The sequence below is a fragment of the Actinopolymorpha cephalotaxi genome, from assembly GCF_013408535.1.
GTDB classification, from domain to species: Bacteria; Actinomycetota; Actinomycetes; order Propionibacteriales; family Actinopolymorphaceae; genus Actinopolymorpha; species Actinopolymorpha cephalotaxi.
The window spans coordinates 5,914,597-5,931,301 of record NZ_JACBZA010000001.1 but is presented as its reverse complement, the minus strand read 5'-3'; the positions used below and the strand labels follow the sequence as shown (position 1 = coordinate 5,931,301).

Here is a 16,705-nt window from a genome sequence, read left to right as displayed (position 1 = left end):
GAGGTCAGGACACGAGGTCGTCGATGAGGATGGCGGCCAGCCGGCGGACGGCCTCCCGGGTCTGCGGGCGCAACATCTTGTTGACGGCGTTCGGGTCGCGGAACGGGATCTTTCCGCCGCCGTCCAGCGCGGGGTCGTACGGCACGACGACGAGTTCGCGCACGTGGTCGGCGAACGCCCGCTCGATCGCGCGTACCTTCACCGGGCTCGCGGTCTCCTTCGCGACCACCGCGAGCACCACCCGCCGCCGCATGTCCGGGAAGCCGTTGTCGCTGAGGAACTGCAGCGTCTTGCGGGCGAGGTTGGCGCCGTCCTTGGTGTTGTCGGTGACGAGCACCATTCCGTGCGCGACGCGCAGCGTGCCGAGCATCGCCTCGTGGGTGATGTGCGTGCCGTTGTCGAGGATCGCGAACGAGAAGAACGGCGCGAACAACTCGGCGAGGAGTTCGACGTCGGCCATGCTCAGCTGGTGCCGGATCTTACGGTCGGTGGAGGCGGCCAGCACCCGGACGTTCATCTCCGGGACCTTCTCCATGAAGTCGTGCACGTGGTAGCGCCACGGAATCTCTTCCACATGGGCGAGCAGGTCGCGGATCGAATGGGTGGGGCGGACACCCAACCGGTCCGGCAGCGTTCCGAGGTCGGGGTTGAGGTCGGCCACGCCGACCGACTCCCGGCGCCCCTCGGCGATCTCGGCGGCCAGCAGTGCCGCCAGCGTGGTCTTGCCGACACCGCCCTTCTCCGAGGCGATGCCGATGTAGCCGCAGTAGCCGCGGGTGCGCCGGAGCTGGCGGTTGAGGCGCTCGCGGAGGTCCATGTCCTGGCGGTCCCGCCGGCTCGGGCCGAGGTTGATCCGGGTGAGGCGGTACAACGCGCCCTGCCACCCGAAGCGCGGCACCGGCCGGCGGCGCTGCGTGGACAGGTCACGGGTGAACGCCTCGTCCTCGTCGTCGATGATCGGCGGCACGTCGAGAACGAGTTCCTTCCCGCGCGCCGGGGTGTCGCCGCCGCGGCCGGGACGGCCGAACCTGCTGACTCCCCGAACCGTGGCGGCCGAACCGCCGTCCGGTCCGCCGCGCGCGTGGTCACCCGTCCGCTGCTCGGCGGAACGGAGCTCCCCGGGGCGGCGTTCGCTGGTGAGGCGCTCGGTGCCGTGGCGTTCGTTGGTGAGGCGTTCGGCTCCGCCCTGGTCGGCTTCGGCGCTGTGCCGCGGCTGGCTCCAGCCCTGGTCGACCGGGGTGCGCTGGGCAGTGCCGTTGGTGGTCAGGGACTCCTCGCCCCGGCGCCTGGCGGCCGGCGAGGGAGGTGCGGTCGAGGCGGAGGTCGACCGTGCGGGCTCGTACGGCGATCCGGGCCGTGCGGTCCGCCCCTGGGTCGCGGCCGGTCGCGGCGAGCCTTCGGGGCGGGTCTGCCCGGTGGCGGTCGGCTCGGTTCCGGTCGGCTCGGCTGCGGTCTGTTCGGCTGCGGTCTGTTCGGTTCCGGTCTGCTCGGCCGGGCCGCGTCCGGCGCCCTGGCTCCTGGCCGGCGGTGACCAGCGCGACGGCGGCTGGGAGGAGATCGGCCCGAAGCCGAGGCTGAAGCCGGGGTCGTCGCCCCGTGCGGGCGCACTCGCCGCGGCCTCGCCCGGGTACGCCTGCCGCGAGGTGCCGGGACCGGTGCCGGCCCCGGTTTCCGAACCGGCGTCGTCGGCCGGGCCGGTGGTGGCCGCCCGGCCGGAAGTCGCCGGGTCCGTGGTCACCGGGCTCGTCGTCGCCGACCCGGTGGCCGACGGTTCGGCCGTCGTCCCGGCGTCGGCCGGGTCAGCGGAGCCGGTGGCGTCGGCCGGGTCGGTCGTATCCGCGGTGGGGGCGTACCCGCCGGCGGTTTCCTCGGCGTGCTCCGCGGTTCCGGAACCGTGGGGATCTTCGGCGTGCTCCGCGTCGTCGGCGCGGTCGAGCCTGCCGGTGCCGGACGTGGACGTCGAGGTCAGGTCGGCGTTCTGGTTGCCGTTCCCGTTGCCGCCCCTGGTGTCGTACGCCGGCGCGTCGTCCGGGTCGTCTGCTCGTGCCCCGCCGCCCGCGAACCCGCCCGCGGCGCCCTCGGTGTCAACGGCGTCACTGGTGTCATTGACGTCACCGGGGTCGTCGCCCGCCGGGTACTCGTCTCGCCTCTCGTCAAGGCGTTCCTGCGACGACGAGGGCACCGAGCTGAAGAACCACTGCGACGGTGACTCTTCCCGTACTGGTTCGAAGCCGGATCCGAAGCCCGATCCGTAGCCCGAACCCGAGTCCGGCTCCCAGTCCGACCCGGACTGGTCGTCGTCGGGCTCGGACCGCGGTGGCTGCTGGTAGGGACGTCCGACCCCGATGTGTTCCTCGTAGGCGCCGGGGTCGACGTCGAACACGCTCTCCGGACGTTGCTCGCCCGGGCGCTCCCCCGCCCGCCCCGAACCGGTGCCGGCATCGTCGGTGCCGTTTCCGGAGCCGCTTGCCGAGCCGTTTCCGGCTCCGTTCCCAGTGCCGTTCCCGGAGCCGTTGTGCGGCCCGTGGAACGACGCCGGTCGCTCGCCCGACGTGGCGTCGCCGGTGGGCATGTCGTCGTGGGGCTGCTGGTCACTCACAACTTTCTCCCTGCGGTGGGGGCTTGCTCCCGGCGGGGCCTTGGCACGCTCTGAGCACGCTAACGAGTGAAGAGGGACGCGAGGAATCCGATCAGGACGAACAACACGGCACCTCCGATGATCACCATCCTGCCTCGGCCGGCGTCGTTCCACATGCGGGCGACCGAGGCGCTGCCGGTCGCGAGCCTGGCGGCGTTCCCGACCTGGCGCAGTGCACCCGGGCGCTCGCCGCGGAGTTCGTCGGAGGTGGCGCCGGTCTCGTCGTCGAGGACCGGCGCGGGCTCGGCGCCGAGGGCGGCGCGTTGCGCCTCGCGGACGGCGATCAGCCCCGCGAGCAGGTGGTCCAGGCTCCTCGGGGTCAGTGGAAGGACGGTCGCCACGGTCTCGTTCTCCACGCACAGGACGGCGTTCCACGGATCGGCGGGGTCGTAACCCTCCACGCCGAACGCGGTCGCCGGCTCCAGCCGGAGGTCCGCGGGCCGGTCGGCTCCGTCGACGGCCGGCGAGGCCGGGGAGTTCGACGTGGTGGTGTCCGCGTCGGCGAACTCCGCTCCGCCGGGGAGTGGCATCCCGGCGTAGTCGTCGGCCCCGTGGTCGTTGCCCCCGTGGTCGTTGCCGTCATAGTCGAGACCGCTGTAGTCGAGACCGCAGTCGGCGCCGCTGTGGTTCGCGCCGCGCGCACCGACCGACTCGGCGTCGGGGAACTCCGACCCGGCGAACTCCACGTCCGGCACGTCGGGGGTGTCGGCGCCCGAGCGGTCGGGCCGGTCAGGTGCGGACGAGCCCGCACCGGAGCCTGTCGTCACCTGGCTGCCCCCTCCCCGAAGCGCTCGCCACTCCATCGTGACGCTCGCGCCGTCGGCCTCGCACCCGTGGACGCGGGTGCGACGCCCGTGGTGTGTCCTTCGCGAACAGTAGTTCCTCGGCGCGGATGTGCAACCTCGCCGGATCCACTGCCGGACTCCCGGCGGGATGTTCTGACGGATGTCCTGGCGGATCACGGCGAGACCCCGTGTGCGTCCAGCCAGACCTCCGGGTCCTGGAGTTGGCCGTTGACGCGGACCTCGAAGTGCAGGTGGGGTCCGGTGGTGTTCCCGGTCGAGCCGACCTCGCCGATCATCTGACCCGGGATCACCTTCGACCCCAGCACGTTGGGGGCGAACCTGCTCTGGTGGGCGTACATCGTCTGGACGCCGTTGCCGTTGTCGATCTTGATCATGTTGCCGTACGCGCCCTTGCGCCCGGCGAAGATGACCGTTCCCGCGGCTGCGGCCCGGACCGGTGTGCCCGTCGGCGCGGCGAAGTCGAGTCCGGTGTGGCAGTTCTCCCAGTGGCTGCTGCACTGGCCGAACCGTGCGGTGAGGGTGTACGACCCCGGCGGGACCGGGAGCACCCACGCCCCGGTGGCGGGCAGGGTCGCGGCGTTGCCGAACACCGAGACGTGGATGTGGTCGTAGTGCAGGCAGGTGTCGCTCGTACATCCGGCGTAGTGGGTGTAGTCGCGCCAGCCCTCCTTGTCGCGGTTGATCGACCAGATCTTCTTGTCGAAGATGACGTAGTGCACGCCCAGGCGGGCCTGGTTGGCCCGCACCCAGTTGGCGACCTGCCAGCCGAAGGCCTTCGCAGGCTGGGACTTGTAGTCGCGGAACGGCAGCATCGCGTCGACCGCGCGGCCGGCGGCGTGGTCGCCGTCGCCGCCGGCCGGGCGCTCGCCCACGCCGTACACCGTCGTGAACTGCGGGAACTGCTGGTGCACGCAGCGGATCACCTTCAGCGCGTCCGGGGTGAGTCCTGCCTCCGACGCCGGCCACGGGGTGGGCGGGCAGGTGGTGCCGGGCGGGAAGCCGCAGTCACCGGGCACGTCGCCACCGCCGCCGTACTTCGCCACCAGCGCGCGGGCGAGGGGTTCGTCGTCGGCGTACGCGCTGGGGAACGCCGACACCTGCACGGCCTGGGCGGCGTCGGCGACCGTCATGTTCTGCCAGCCGCGGATGTCCAGCAGGCCCGGCTGGCCGCCGTGCCCGCCGGTGTAGAACATCGTCGCAGCGATGGAGGGTGTGGTGCGTTCGGTGGGCGAGCCCCATCCCGCGCGCTGCTGGAACAGGCCGAGGGAGTCCCGGTCGCCGTAGTCGAGGTTGCGCAGCCCCGACTCCTGCAGCGCGGTGGCGAGGGCGACCACCCAGCCGTACTCCGGCACCCGGGACTGCTTGCCCGCGGCGATGATCGACCTGGTGTTGTCGATCTGGTCCGGGTCGAGCTCGGAGGGGTCGCCGGCCACCACGCCGACGTGCGAACCCGAACCCGAGCCCGCGCCGGAGGTGTCCGCCGCCAGCACGCCGGTCGGCCCGCACTGCATGGTGGTGTCGGTGTCGGTCGAGCCCAGCGGCGCGAACAACGCCAGGCCGAGCGACCCGACCAGGCCGACCATCAGCACCGGCAGCAGCAGGACGGCCAGGCCGAGCCCGACGTAGAGCGTGCGACGGTGCGGTGCGTGCCCGACCCGCCCACCGGTGCCGCGGCGTACGGCGGAGTCGGCTGCGCGGCGACCGACCCTGGTGGCCGCGGCCCGGGCGAGCCGGCGGCCGGCTGTGCGGGCGGCGACGACGACCGGTGCCGGCATCAGGGCGCTCCGGCGCGTTTCGTCGTGCTCGGGCTGGGCTCGGGGCTGGCCGTGGCGGCCGGCTTCCCGGGCCTGGCCGCCGGCGTCTTCGACGGTGAGGTGGACGGCTCGACGGTCGGGCTCGGCACGGGGGTGTCGGAGTCGGGCAGGACCTCCGAGACCCGCCAGCCGGTGGTGTCGAGGACGAGGTTGCAGCGGATGCGGATGCCGTCGTCGAAGAGCGTGCTGGTGGCCGCGGCGTAGGGCGTGGCGGCGACGATCGCGGGCCTGCCCTTGACCGACGCGGTGGGCAGGTCGGCCGGGTCGACCCTGGCCAGCCTGGTGGTGAGCCACTCGGTGGCGTACGGCCGCAGTCGGGTGGTGCGCTCGGCCGGGGTGCCCGGCCGCTTCCACTCGGCGAGGAACCGCGTGCTGACCCGGATCAGCGTGGCCTTGGTCCTGGCGTCCGGCGTGTAGGGGTCGTCGGCGTGGTCCGAGCCCTCGTTCGGGGCGGTCGGGGTCGGCGTCGGGAGCTCCGGACCCGCGGGAGCGGGCGGTCCGTCGACCTCGCCGGTCGTCGCGGTCGGCTCGGCGGCGGCAGGCGTGCGGCTGTCACCGCCGAGATAGGTGCTCACCATCAACGCCACGACCGACAGCACGGCCACCACTGCCGCGATGACCGCCGCGATGCGGGCGTTGCGGTTGTCCACCGGTCGCTCCCGAACGTGCCTGCCCGGGCGACCGTCGCGCGGGCTGTTGCCGAAACTGCTGGTAGATGCGTCGACTACCGTACGCGAGCACGTGGTGCCGCGGTTGTCGCGAATCGTCGACCTGTGGACAACGCGTGGTCCGGTCGTCCGGTGGTCGAGGTTGTCGAGTATCGAGGGTGGCCGTCGTCGATCATGGATGCAACCTTGCGCGGGATATATCCCGAACGGTCAGACCCGGCGGTCAGAAGAGCCGGCGGACCACCGGCACCTGCCGCAGGAGGAGCGTGACCAGTCCGCAGCCGACCACCAGCGCCGCCACGACTCCCACGTGGAACGCCATGTCGGCGTAGTCGGAGGTGAACGCGGGCTGCCGCCGGCGGACCAGCAGCTCCAGCGGGATCGGGTGCAGCAGGAAGACGCCGAACGTCAGGTCGGCGAGCCGGCGCACCAGCCGGGCGCGTGCCGGGTTCGGTGCCCGGTCGCCGAACACCGCGCGCAGCCCGTACGCCATCGCCACCGACGCCACCAGCACGGTCGGCGCGTAGTAGTCGTACAACGGCCTGCCGTCCTGCGGTCCCACCAGGCCGAACAGCCACCAGGTGCCGGCCGCGGTCACCAGCACCGCCGCGGCGTACGCGCCCGCCGCCCACGCGAGCACGGTCCGCCGGGGCCGGCGGGGGCGCGCGGTGGCCACGACGTACCCGAGCAGGTAGTAGCCGAGGAACGGCACGAAGTAGGAGAACGCGTTGAACCCGCCGCCGCCCATCAGCAGGTGCTGCGCCTTGTCGGCGACGGCCAGGCCGAGACACACGGCGGTGCCGGCGACCAGCAGCCGGCGGTCCGCGGTGGCGACGAACGCCCGCAGGAACGGCGTGACGAGGTACAGCCCGGCGACGACGTACAGGAAGTAGAGGTGGTAGTACGGCCGGCCCCAGGCGAACCCCTGCACGAAGGTGTACGACGTGATCGCCCGGTCGTTCAGCCAGGCGTCGAGGACGAGGTACCCGGCGGTCCAGCCGACCAGCGGGACCGCGATCCGGGCGGACCGGCGGCGGTAGAAGTCGCGCAGCCGCTCACCGGGTCGCGGCGGCAGCAGGGTGGCGCCGGACACCATGACGAACAGGGGTACGGCGAATCGGCCGGCCGACTCGGCGAGGTTGCCGAAGTGCCACAGCTTCGCGCCGATCGTTCCCCACTCCAGGGTGAGGTGGGCGCACACGTGGACGGTGACGACGGCGACGATCGCCACGATCCGCGCCCACGACAGCCAGTGGATGTGACCGGGCCGGGTGGGCGCGGCGCCGGTGGTGGACGCGGCGTCGACGGTGGGCTCGGCGCCCGCGTCGGCGGGCAGGTCTGCTTCGGCGGAGGTCGGCACGTCGGTGGTCGAGGTGTGTGGCGCGCTCAGTGCGCGGAGTGGCGTGGCCGGGCGGGCCGGTCGGGGCGCTCGGTCCGCCGGGGACCCCGGCGCAGCCGGTCGGCGGCGTCCCGGACCACCATCGCCACGAACCGCAGATTTCCCTCGGCGTAGCGCCGGACCAGCCGCCGTGGCTCCTGCCGCATCCGGTGCACCCACTCCAGGCCGGTCCGCTGCATCCATTCCGGCGCGCGGGTCACCTCTCCGGCCACCACGTCGAACGAGCCGCCGACGCCGACGGCCAGCGGGGTGCGCAGCCCGTCCAGGTGGCGGTGCAGGAACTCCTCCTTGCGCGGCGTGGGCAGACCGACGAACAGCAGGTCGGGCTGGGAGCCGGCGACCTCGGCCACCACGGCGGACTCCTCGGCCGGCGTCCAGTACCCGCTGCGGGCGCCGACCACCGTGACACCCTGCGCGCGGGCGGCGTCGGCGGCCTTCTGCACCGTCGACGGCTTGGCGCCCAGCAGGTAGACGCGGTAGCCGCGGTCGGCGGCGACCCCCCACATCCGCAGCATGAAGTCGATGCCGGCGACGCGTTCGGGCAGCCGGGGCCGCAGCAGCCGGCTGGCCCAGACGATGGACTGGCCGTCGGCGTTGGCGAGCGCGCAGGACTCGATGATCTGCCGCAGTCGCGGGTCGCGCCGGGCGGCCACCACCTTCGCGGCGTTGATCGCGACGTGCTGGTGCGGCCGTCCGGAGTCGATGAGTTCGCTGGCCGCGACGAGCGTCTCCTCCATGGTGAGGACGTCGACGGGCACGCCGCAGATGTGCGTACGCCGGGACCGGTCGGCTGAGTCGGCCGGGTCGCCTGAGTCGACTGAAACGGCGGAGTCGACCTCGGGAAGGACGTGAACGGGCGCGACCCGAGCCTGGACGTGCCGCGGTGTCGCCACATTCCCTCCCGTGCCGGAGCCACCGACCAATGTGCGCCGATCAGGATGCCAGTCGGATGATCTTGCCGTCGAGTGCCGGGCATCCCTGTGCGAACGGGCGACGCGCGCCCCGGCGGGTTCCGCGGTCAGCGCCGAGTGGTGGCCGCACGCAGTTCCCGGACGCGTCGAACCGTACCGGCAAGCTCGGAGGCGTTGAGCAGCCCGAACGCCAGAAGGAACCCGGTAGCGCACACGGCTATCACACCGGGACGGGGAGTGAGCACCGCGACCGTGGCCGCGGCGATTCCGGCGGCCAGCCCGGCGGCGTAGCGCGGCAGGCGGCTGCCCCAGCGCAGCCGGAGCCGGCTGAACGCGACCACCAGCGGCACGCCGGCCTGCACCAGCATCCCGGCGAGGTATCCGGCGGCCACGCCGACCGCGCCCCACCGCGTGCCGACGGCCAGCCAGGTCGCCACCCCGACGACGACACCGGCGGCCGACGCGAGCGGGGGAATCCGGGCCAGCGTGAGGTTCTGCGCGGACAGCACGTTGACCGAGGGCACCGCCACGACGTACCAGAACACCGCCAGGACGAGCACCGCGAAGGCCGGGCCGCCGTCGGCGTACGCCGGTCCGAAGACCAGCCCGAGCACCGGGCCGCCGAGCATCGCCGTCAGCCCGAACAGCGGGACCGTGGTCAGCACCAGCAGCCGGGTGACCAGGTCGGTGTGCCGGGCCAGCGCGGCCTGGTCGCCGCGCCCGACGGCCTCCGCCGCGGCCGGGAAGAACGCCATCCCCATCGCCCGCGGCAGGAAGAACGCCGGGCCGACGAGGCTCATGGCGGCGGCGTAGGCGCCCGCCTCGGAACCGCCGGTCGCGTGCCGGGCCACGATCATGGACACCTGGAAGAAGCCCTGTCCCGCGGCGATGCCGAGCGCGGTGTACGCCACGAAGCCGCCGAGCTCACCGCGCAGGGCGGGCAGCTCGCCCGGCCGGACCCGCGGCGCCGACCGGGTCGCCGCCACCGCGAACGCGGCGTACCCCGCCACCAGCGGCGCCAGCAGCAGGCCCGGTGCGTCGCCCGCCAACCGGGTCGGCACCCACCACACCACCACGACCGTGAGGACGAGGATCACCACGTCCGCGGCCACCTCGAGGACGGCGTAGCGGTGCGGCAGGTGGTGGCCGTACAGCACCGACTTCGTGTAGGAGTACGCGCCGTACGCCGTGACCAGCGCGCACACCCACACCACGTCGGTCCAGTCCGCGTCCGGCAGGAACACCCGCCCGAACGCGGCCAGCGCCATCACCACCGCCACGGTCGCCGCGACCGTCCACCGGGTGAGCCGGCGGTGGACGGCGGCGGCCGCCGCGGGTCCGGACCGCGCGGCGGTGAGCGGAAGGAACTTCGCCGCACCCGCACCGGTCGCGGCGGCGGTGGCGAACGTCGCGAGGAACGCCAGGGACACCTGGGAGTTGACCGCCGCCAGCCGGGCCGGGTCGCCGGTGCGGCCGATCAGCGCGGTGTAGACCAGCCGGGTGACGCCGAGCGCCGCGATCCCGAGCATCGACCACAGCGTGCCGCGGACCAGTCGGCCGGTGAGGCGGTCACGGGCCGCCGCCTGCTGCTCGTCCTCGCGCTCGGGACCGGCACCGGAACCGTCGTCCACAGGGGAACCGGCTGTCGGGTCGGCGTCCGGGTTCGGCAGGGTATCGTTCGGCACCGTCGTGTCCTAGGGTCTTGATCCGCAGGGACCGACCCTAGAGCCTCGCGGATCCGGCGGTTGAGGTCGCCGGTCGCATCGGCCCGAGCGGTCCGGCGCACCCCGCACAGGTACACACCCGAGCGAGGAGCCACCGCTGCACGTCGTCGTCGTCACCAATCTCTGGCCGAGCCCGCGCCGGCCCGCCTGGGGGTCCTTCGTGGCCAACCGGGTGGACGCGCTGGAGCGGCTGGGGCACGACGTCGAGGTCGTCGCGGTCCGCGACCACCCGTCGGCGACGGTCCGGTACGCCGGCCTGCTCACCGCCGTTGCCCGGGCCGCCCGCGCCGACCGCACCGGGCGCACCGTGCTCGCCGACCGCACTGGCCGTACCGACCGCGTGGAGGCGGCCGAGCCCGGCACCGTCGTCGAGGCACACATCGCGCACCCGTCCGGCGCGTTCGCCTGGCCGCTCGCGGCCCGGCTGCGCGCCCCGCTGGTGTTGTTCGCGCACGGGTCGGACGTGCTGCGGCTGCCCGGGCGCTCGTGGGTCGACGCCCGGCTGTGCCGGTTCGTGTTCGAGCGCGCGGACCTCGTGGTGGCCAACAGCCGCTACCTCGCCGGGGAGGTCGCCCGCCGGTTCCACCGTCCGGCCGAACGCACCGCCGTGGTGTCGCCGGGGATCAGGTACGCCGACCTGGCCGCGGCCCGGGTCGCCTCGGAAACCGGCTCGGAAACCGGCGCCGGCGGGCGTGGTTCGCGGCCGTACGAACTCCTCTTCGTCGGCAACCTCGTGCACCGCAAGGGTCTCGACGTGCTGCTCGCCGCGCTGGCCGACCTCGACCGGCGGGGCGTCCCCGTGCCGAGGCTGCGGGTCGTCGGTGCCGGGCCCGAACTCCCGAAGCTGCGGCGGCAGGCCGACGCCGCCCGGCTGCGGGTCGACTTCGCAGGCGCGCTGCCGCAGCGCGCCGTGGTCGGTGAGCTCGCCCGCGCCGAACTCCTCGCCGTCCCCTCGCGGGAGGAGGCGCTCGGCCTCGCGCCGCTGGAGGGGATGGCGGCCGGCAGTGTGCCCGTCGCCTCCGCCGTGGGCGGGCTGGCCGAGTCGGTGACCGACGGCGTGACCGGCTTCACCTGCCCGGCGGAGGACCCGTCCGCGCTGGCGTCGGCGCTGGTCCGCGCGCGGGACGCGGTCCGTGACCCGGCCCGCCGCGCCGCGCTCGTGGCCGCGGGCGACGCCGTTGCGCGTACGCACTCGGTGGACGCGGCGGCGGCCGCGACGATCGAACGGTACGCCGGCCTGCTGGCCACGTCGTCGCCGCTGGCCGCGGGGGCGAGGAGCTGAGGCGCCCATGCTGACCCGCCGTACCCTCCTCCGTCTCGTCGTCGCCGCGGTCGCGGTGCTCGTGGTGAGCCTGGTCGCCGACCGTGCGCTCCCGCCGGCGAGCGCCGGAGCGCCGCACACGCTGTACGTCGACTCCCGGATCGGTGACGACGGCCTGCCCGGCACGCTGCCCGACCAGCCGCTGGCTTCGTTGTCCGAGGCGCTGCGCCGTGTCCGCCCAGGCACCCAGATCCTGATGGCCGGGTACGGCGACCAGCTTCCGTACCTCGGCACCGGCGTGCACTGCCCGACCGTCCAGGGCACCGCGGAGCGGCCCGTGGTGATCCGGCGCAACGTCTACACCAACATCCTGCGTCCGGTGGTGCTCACGACCGCCACGCCTGTCACCGGGCCGTGGACGCTGCGGGAGACCACATCCGAGTACCGCACCTGGAGCGCGCCCTGGCCGGACCGGATCCGGCTGGCCGGCGACCCGGACTACGGGTTCGTCAAGATCGGCGCGATCGCGCTCACCGGCTACGCCAAGCCGCCCCGGGACTACGCCCACGAGGCCGCCTGGTGGTCCGGCGGCCGGCTCTACCTCCGCAGCGGGCGGGCGTCCCCCCACGACTACGGCGTGACCGTGAAGAACGGCGACGCCCTCTGCCTGTCCGGACGGTCGCGGCACGTCCAGATCGACGACCTGATGGTGGTCGGCGCCGTGCACGCGATCCGGGTGGAGCCGGGTGCACAAGACATCCGCGTCGACCACTTCGTCCGGCACAACGTGCTCGACAAGGACCTGATCCCGGTCGGCGCGCTGCCCGGTTTCAGTCCGCCGATCAGCCGGTTCGGCCCGGACTGCCCGTGTCTGGTCGGCCAACGGTGAGGGCGGTGACGGCGCTCGCGTTCGGAGCGGCCTCGGTGCTGACGGCGGTTCTGGTGTGGCGACGGGTGCCCCGGCTACGTGCCTGGCCGCCGGCACTGGGACTGCTGGTCGCGGTGTTCACGGTCGTGCCCCCGCACCAGACGATCGCGGCCGGGGTCGGCGTCGACGACCTGCTCTTCCTGCTCGGGCTGGCGTTGCTGGTGCCGTCCGCCTGGCGGCACGGCCCGCTCGGCAGGGTGCCGTACGGCCGCGGCCTGGTGCTCGGGGCGGGGCTGCTCGCGGCCGGTGCGACGGTGTCCGCGTTCGTCAACGCCGACGCTCTGCCGGACACCGTCGACCTGTTGTTCCGCGGGCCGGGGCGGCTGCTGCTGTACGTCGCGATGGTGCTGGTGGTGCTCGCCCAGTCGCCGCCGGAGCGCACCCGCTGGGTGGTGGCCCGGGCGCTCGCCGGAGTGGGCGCGTTCGAGTCGGCGTTCAGCGTCGTGGCGTACTTCGTCGGCCTGCCGGGAGGGTTCGGCCTGCAGCCTGCGGAGGGCAACACCAGCCTGGTGGGTGAGATCCCGGGCCGGGTGACCGGGACGCTGGACCTGTCCCCGAACTTCCTCGGCGCCCTGCTGGTGCTGTCCATCCCGGTGGCGCTCGGGATCGCCCTGGACGCATCGGAGCGCCGGACCCGGCTGTGGTGGTCGGCCGCGGTCCTGGTGCAGATGGTGGCGCTGGTCCTCACCTACACCCGCAGCTCGCTCGCGGTCACCGTGCTCGCCGCGGCGGCCCTGGTGGCGCTGCGCGGACGGCTGCGCTGGCTGGTCGGCGGCGCCGCGGTCCTGGTCGGCGTACTGGTCCTCGTGCCGCCGGCGTTCGAGCGGATCGCGCACGACCGCACCGACCGGATGGCGCTCTACACCTCCGGGCTCCGGGTCTTCCTCCACTACCCGCTGGCCGGGGTCGGGCCGGGCGAACAGGCCGCGTTCACCGCGGCCGACCCCGCCACCTACCGGACGACGACGTTCGGGGTGGCCGGCAACAACGCGCACAACACCGTGCTGCTGGCCGGCGCGGAGAACGGCATCCTCGGCCTGCTCGGCGCGCTGGTGCTGAACGTCGTCCTGGCAGCCGTGGCGGTGGCGGTCATCCGGCGGGCGCGGAAGCTCTCCGCCGCGGGCCGCCCGGCCGCCGGTGAGCCGCTCGGCATCGGGGTGGCGGTGCTGGCGTTCCTCTTCCAGGGGATGGCCAACAACCTGTTCACCGTGACGCTGACCGCGAGTGCCCTGGTGATGCTGGTGGCGGGGTGTGCGCTGCCGTGGCTGGCCGCGGACGGTCCTCCGCGGCAGGTCGGCGCGGAGGAGTCGCCGGGCGTCGAGCCGGAGCCGGAGCCTGAGCTGGACGCGGAGTCGGAGTCGGAGCCACAGTCGGAGCTGGAGCCGCAGGCTGAGCCGGAGGCGCGCTGACCCGGCCGAGCAGCCTCCGGCCGCGCCAGGCGACCACGGCGGCGACAGCCAGCAACAGCGTCGCGGCGCCGGAGCCGGCGAGCACGTGCGCGGGCCGGAACACGCTGGTGAGCGGGCCGCCGATGGCCGTACCCACCGGCGCCGCGGTGAGCAGGACCGCCGACCGGGCGGCCAGCACCGAGGACAGCGCGGCGGCCGGCGTACGGGACTGCAGCAGGGTGTACGACACGGCGGGAAACGGTCCGTAGATCATCCCGCCGAGGCCGAAGCAGACCAGCTCGACCGCGGTCGGCGGGCCGAACCCGAACGGCAGCAGGACCAGCCCCCAGCAGGCGACGACGGCCAGCAGCACCGGCGCGGGCGAGAGCCGCCGCAACGCGCCGACCGCGAGTCCTCCGGCCACCGCCCCGATCCCGAACGCCGTCCAGTACGCGCCGAGCAGGGTGGTGTGGCCGCGGTCGCCGCCGGTCACGTGCAGTGGCAGCGCCACCTCGACCGGGCCGAACAGGAAGTTGAACGCCCAGGTCAGCACGAGCAGGCCGAGCAGCAGGGGCCGGCCGCGCAGGAACCGCAGCCCGGACGTGGAGCCGCCCGCGCCGGCCGACTCGGCGGTCCGGGCGCCTCGTGCGTCACCGCGTACCTCCCGGTGGACCGACCACACCACCAACCCCAGCAGGGCGAACGACAACCCGTCGGCGCCGATCACCCAGCCGGGTCCGGCCACCGCCGCGCCGACACCCGCGACCGCGGGCCCCACGACCATCGCCAGTGAGCTCGTCGAGCCCGCCAGCGAGTTGCCCGCCAGCCGCTGGTCCGGCGGCAGCAGCTCCGCGAGCAGGGTGTACTTCCCCGCCGAGCCCCAGGCGTGCAGCAGCGAGGAGAGCCCGAGCAGGACGACCAGCCCCACCGGCTGCAGGACGCCGAACGCCCAGGTGAGCGCCACGGCCGACAGGCAGGCCGCCCGCAGCACGGAGTCGGCGAGCAGCAGGCGCGCGGCCGGCAGCCGCCGCAGCCACCGGCCGAAGACGAGGGCGCCGACGACACCGGGCAGGGCGTACGCCGCGACCGACGCGCCGACCAGCATCCCCGCCCGGCCCGGTGCGGCGATCCCGATGGCGAGCAGGGGTACCGCGACGACGCTCATCCCGTCGCCGAGGTCGCTCACGCCGAACGCGCCGAGCAGGCGGCGCAGCCTCGGTTCGGCCAGCAGGGGCCGGTACGCGGAGAGCAAGGACACGGTGCCCAGCCTCGGGCCTCAACCGTGGTTCAGCTCAAGCCGGCCGCGCCTCCTTCTTCGGCTCTCTCACCCGATCTAGGCAAATCTAGATTCTCTGCTAGCAATGGCTAGACGACCCGATAGGCGCCGAGACGGTGCGATCGGCCGATGGCTGAACTCTCGCCCGCCCGGCGTTCGGTCGAAGGCGGCCGACCCCCATCGAAAGTCCGTGAGGGATCGGGTTGACGCCACCCGGCGCTTTGTTCTATAACTTCTATAACAGAGCGCCGGGAGATGACATGATCGTGACTCTGGACCTCACCAGCGAGGTCCCGATCTACCAGCAGATCCGGGACCGGGTCGTCGAGGCCATCGCCGCCGGCGACCTGCGCGAAGGCAGTCCGCTGCCGTCCACCCGTCAGCTCGGGGTCGACCTCGGCATCAACTTCCACACCGTCAACAAGGCGTACGACCTGCTCCGCCACGAAGGGCTGCTCCGGCTCAACCGCAAGAGCGGCGCGGTCGTCGTTCGCGACCCGGGGTCCGGCCCGCCGGGAGCCGGCTTCGTCGGCGACTGGGAAGCCCGGCTGCGCACGTTGCTCGCCGAGGCGGTCGCCCAGGGAGTGCGGAGCCCGGAGGCGCTCACGCACTGCCGGTCGGTGCTCACGTCGTTCAGGCCCGACCCCGGAACAGACCCCGGAAGAGACTCCGGAACAGGCTCCGGAACCAAGCAGGAACCCAGGCAGAAGGGGGCGCAGTGATGGCCGAGTTGATGGTGGTGAACCTGTTCGGGCCGGTGGTCGGCCTGGTGGTGCTGTGGCTGCTGCCCACGATGAACCTCCGGACGCTGCCGTTCGGGATCCGGGTGCCGGCCGCGCACGCCGACGCCCCGGTCATCGCGGCGCAGCTGCGAACGTACCGGCGGTGGATCCTCGGCGCCGGGCTCGTCGTGGTGGCGGCCACCGTCGCGCTGACGTACCTCCTCCCGCTCCCGGTCGCGCAGGGCGTCGCGCTGCTCGCGATCGTCGCGATGTGGCTGCCGGCGTTCCTGCGAGCCCGCCGGGAGATCGGCGCAGCGAAGGAACGCGAGGGCTGGTACGACGGCCTGCGGCAGGGCGTCGTCGCGGACACCTCGCTGCGCACGGAACCGGTCCGCTTCCCCTGGCTGTGGGCGGTGCCCGCCGTGCTCCTGACCGCGGTGACCGCGGTCCTCGGAATCGTGCGCTACCCCGACCTGCCGCCGACCCTCGTCACCCACTGGGACCTCGACGGCACACCCGACCGGACCATGGCCACCACGGTGGGCACCGCGTTCGCCGTAGTGTTCGTCCAGGTGCTGATGACCGCGCTCCTGGTGGGGCTGATGTGGGCCTCGATCCGGTTCCGGCCCGACCTGGACGCGGCCGCACCGAAGGTCTCCGCCCGCCAGTACCGCGGCTTCCTCGTCGCCACCGCCAAGGCGGTGCTCGTACTCGCCGCGCTCGTCGACGTGTCCATGCTGGTGATCAGCTGGCAGATGTGGGGTGGCGGGGCGCGACTGCCGGCCGGGGTGGTGGTGCTGCCGGTCCTGGTGGGCACCGCGGTGGTGATCGGTTCGGCGCTCCGGACCGGTCAGAGTGGCAGCCGGCTCCCGGCGGACGGCGAGCCCGGTGCGGGAACGGCCGAGGAGAACACCGGTGTGGTGCAGCGCGACGACGACAGGTACTGGCCCGTCGCCAGCTTCTACGTCAACCGCGCCGACCCGGCGATGTTCGTGCCCAAGCGGCTCGGGGTGGGCTGGACGGTCAACATCGGCAACCCGAAGGGCATCGCGCTGCTCGCGGCGATCCTCCTCGCCCCGATCGTCCTGACGGTGGTACTCCGCTGACCGCGACACGCCGCTAGCTACGTCTAACGAAATCTAGAGTCACGGCTAGACGAGCCCATACAGT

At 73.6% G+C, this 16,705-nt stretch carries 12 protein-coding genes and 1 pseudogene; 5 read left to right on the top strand and 8 right to left on the bottom strand.

Features of this window, described 5'->3' with window-relative positions:
* Nucleotides 1-4: 4 nt before the first annotated feature.
* The 7 genes from FHR37_RS33330 to FHR37_RS26355 form a co-directional block, all read right to left on the bottom strand.
* Entirely contained in the window at nt 5-2,599 is a 2,595-nt protein-coding gene (locus tag FHR37_RS33330; RefSeq protein WP_175542546.1) for a MinD/ParA family ATP-binding protein, read from the bottom strand.
* A 59-nt stretch (nt 2,600-2,658) separates the two neighbouring features.
* Complete coding sequence (locus tag FHR37_RS26380) at nt 2,659-3,405, bottom strand: hypothetical protein (RefSeq protein WP_092883876.1); 747 nt, start codon at nt 3,403-3,405, stop codon at nt 2,659-2,661.
* 191 nt (nt 3,406-3,596) lie between these two features.
* Nucleotides 3,597-5,219 (bottom strand): M23 family metallopeptidase, encoded by a 1,623-nt coding sequence (locus FHR37_RS31060; RefSeq protein WP_202818123.1) that lies wholly within the window; start codon nt 5,217-5,219, stop codon nt 3,597-3,599.
* On the bottom strand, nt 5,219-5,908 hold the full coding sequence (locus FHR37_RS26370; protein WP_092883875.1) for a hypothetical protein: 690 nt from the start codon (nt 5,906-5,908) through the stop codon (nt 5,219-5,221). Before FHR37_RS26370 ends, FHR37_RS31060 begins: the two co-directional genes overlap by 1 nt.
* Nucleotides 5,909-6,149: 241 nt before the next feature.
* Nucleotides 6,150-7,286, bottom strand: a complete 1,137-nt coding sequence (locus tag FHR37_RS26365; protein WP_092883874.1) for an acyltransferase — start codon at nt 7,284-7,286, stop codon at nt 6,150-6,152.
* A 26-nt stretch (nt 7,287-7,312) separates the two neighbouring features.
* Nucleotides 7,313-8,218, bottom strand: a complete 906-nt coding sequence (locus FHR37_RS26360) for a WecB/TagA/CpsF family glycosyltransferase (RefSeq protein WP_202818122.1) — start codon at nt 8,216-8,218, stop codon at nt 7,313-7,315.
* Nucleotides 8,219-8,343: 125 nt separating this feature from the next.
* Nucleotides 8,344-9,921 carry a lipopolysaccharide biosynthesis protein gene (locus FHR37_RS26355; RefSeq protein ID WP_139238987.1) on the bottom strand — a complete coding sequence of 526 codons (1,578 nt, stop codon included), beginning with the start codon at nt 9,919-9,921 and terminating at the stop codon, nt 8,344-8,346.
* A gap of 199 nt (nt 9,922-10,120) precedes the next feature.
* On the opposite strand from FHR37_RS26355, the gene FHR37_RS26350 reads away from it, so the two are divergent.
* The 3 genes and pseudogenes from FHR37_RS26350 to FHR37_RS32735 all read left to right on the top strand — a co-directional run.
* Nucleotides 10,121-11,242 (top strand): glycosyltransferase family 4 protein, encoded by a 1,122-nt coding sequence (locus FHR37_RS26350; protein ID WP_092883872.1) that lies wholly within the window; start codon nt 10,121-10,123, stop codon nt 11,240-11,242.
* Between the two features lie 7 nt (nt 11,243-11,249).
* Complete coding sequence (locus FHR37_RS26345) at nt 11,250-12,110, top strand: hypothetical protein (protein WP_092883871.1); 861 nt, start codon at nt 11,250-11,252, stop codon at nt 12,108-12,110.
* Nucleotides 12,111-12,490: 380 nt separating this feature from the next.
* A pseudogene (locus tag FHR37_RS32735) lies at nt 12,491-13,183 on the top strand (O-antigen ligase family protein); the annotation flags it as partial.
* 169 nt (nt 13,184-13,352) lie between these two features.
* On the opposite strand, the gene FHR37_RS26340 reads toward FHR37_RS32735, so the two are convergent.
* A complete protein-coding gene (locus FHR37_RS26340) occupies nt 13,353-14,795 on the bottom strand; it encodes an MFS transporter (RefSeq protein ID WP_237768835.1) in 1,443 nt (480 codons plus the stop codon).
* Nucleotides 14,796-15,073: 278 nt separating this feature from the next.
* Here FHR37_RS26340 and FHR37_RS26335 point away from each other — a divergent pair, with 278 nt between their 5' ends.
* Both FHR37_RS26335 and FHR37_RS26330 read left to right on the top strand, forming a co-directional pair.
* Nucleotides 15,074-15,535 carry a GntR family transcriptional regulator gene (locus FHR37_RS26335; RefSeq protein ID WP_092883868.1) on the top strand — a complete coding sequence of 154 codons (462 nt, stop codon included), beginning with the start codon at nt 15,074-15,076 and terminating at the stop codon, nt 15,533-15,535.
* On the top strand, nt 15,535-16,641 hold the full coding sequence (locus FHR37_RS26330; RefSeq protein WP_092883867.1) for a DUF1648 domain-containing protein: 1,107 nt from the start codon (nt 15,535-15,537) through the stop codon (nt 16,639-16,641). The genes FHR37_RS26335 and FHR37_RS26330 overlap by 1 nt, the downstream gene beginning before the upstream one ends.
* The last annotated feature ends 64 nt before the right edge of the window (nt 16,642-16,705 follow it).

Coding starts and splice junctions, on each gene's coding strand:
- FHR37_RS31060 (WP_202818123.1), bottom strand. CDS start 5,219: ATGCCGGCACCGGTCGTCGTCGCCGCCCGCACAGCCGGCCGCCGGCTC.
- FHR37_RS26345 (WP_092883871.1), top strand. CDS start 11,250: ATGCTGACCCGCCGTACCCTCCTCCGTCTCGTCGTCGCCGCGGTCGCG.
- FHR37_RS26335 (WP_092883868.1), top strand. CDS start 15,074: ATGATCGTGACTCTGGACCTCACCAGCGAGGTCCCGATCTACCAGCAG.
- FHR37_RS26330 (WP_092883867.1), top strand. CDS start 15,535: ATGGCCGAGTTGATGGTGGTGAACCTGTTCGGGCCGGTGGTCGGCCTG.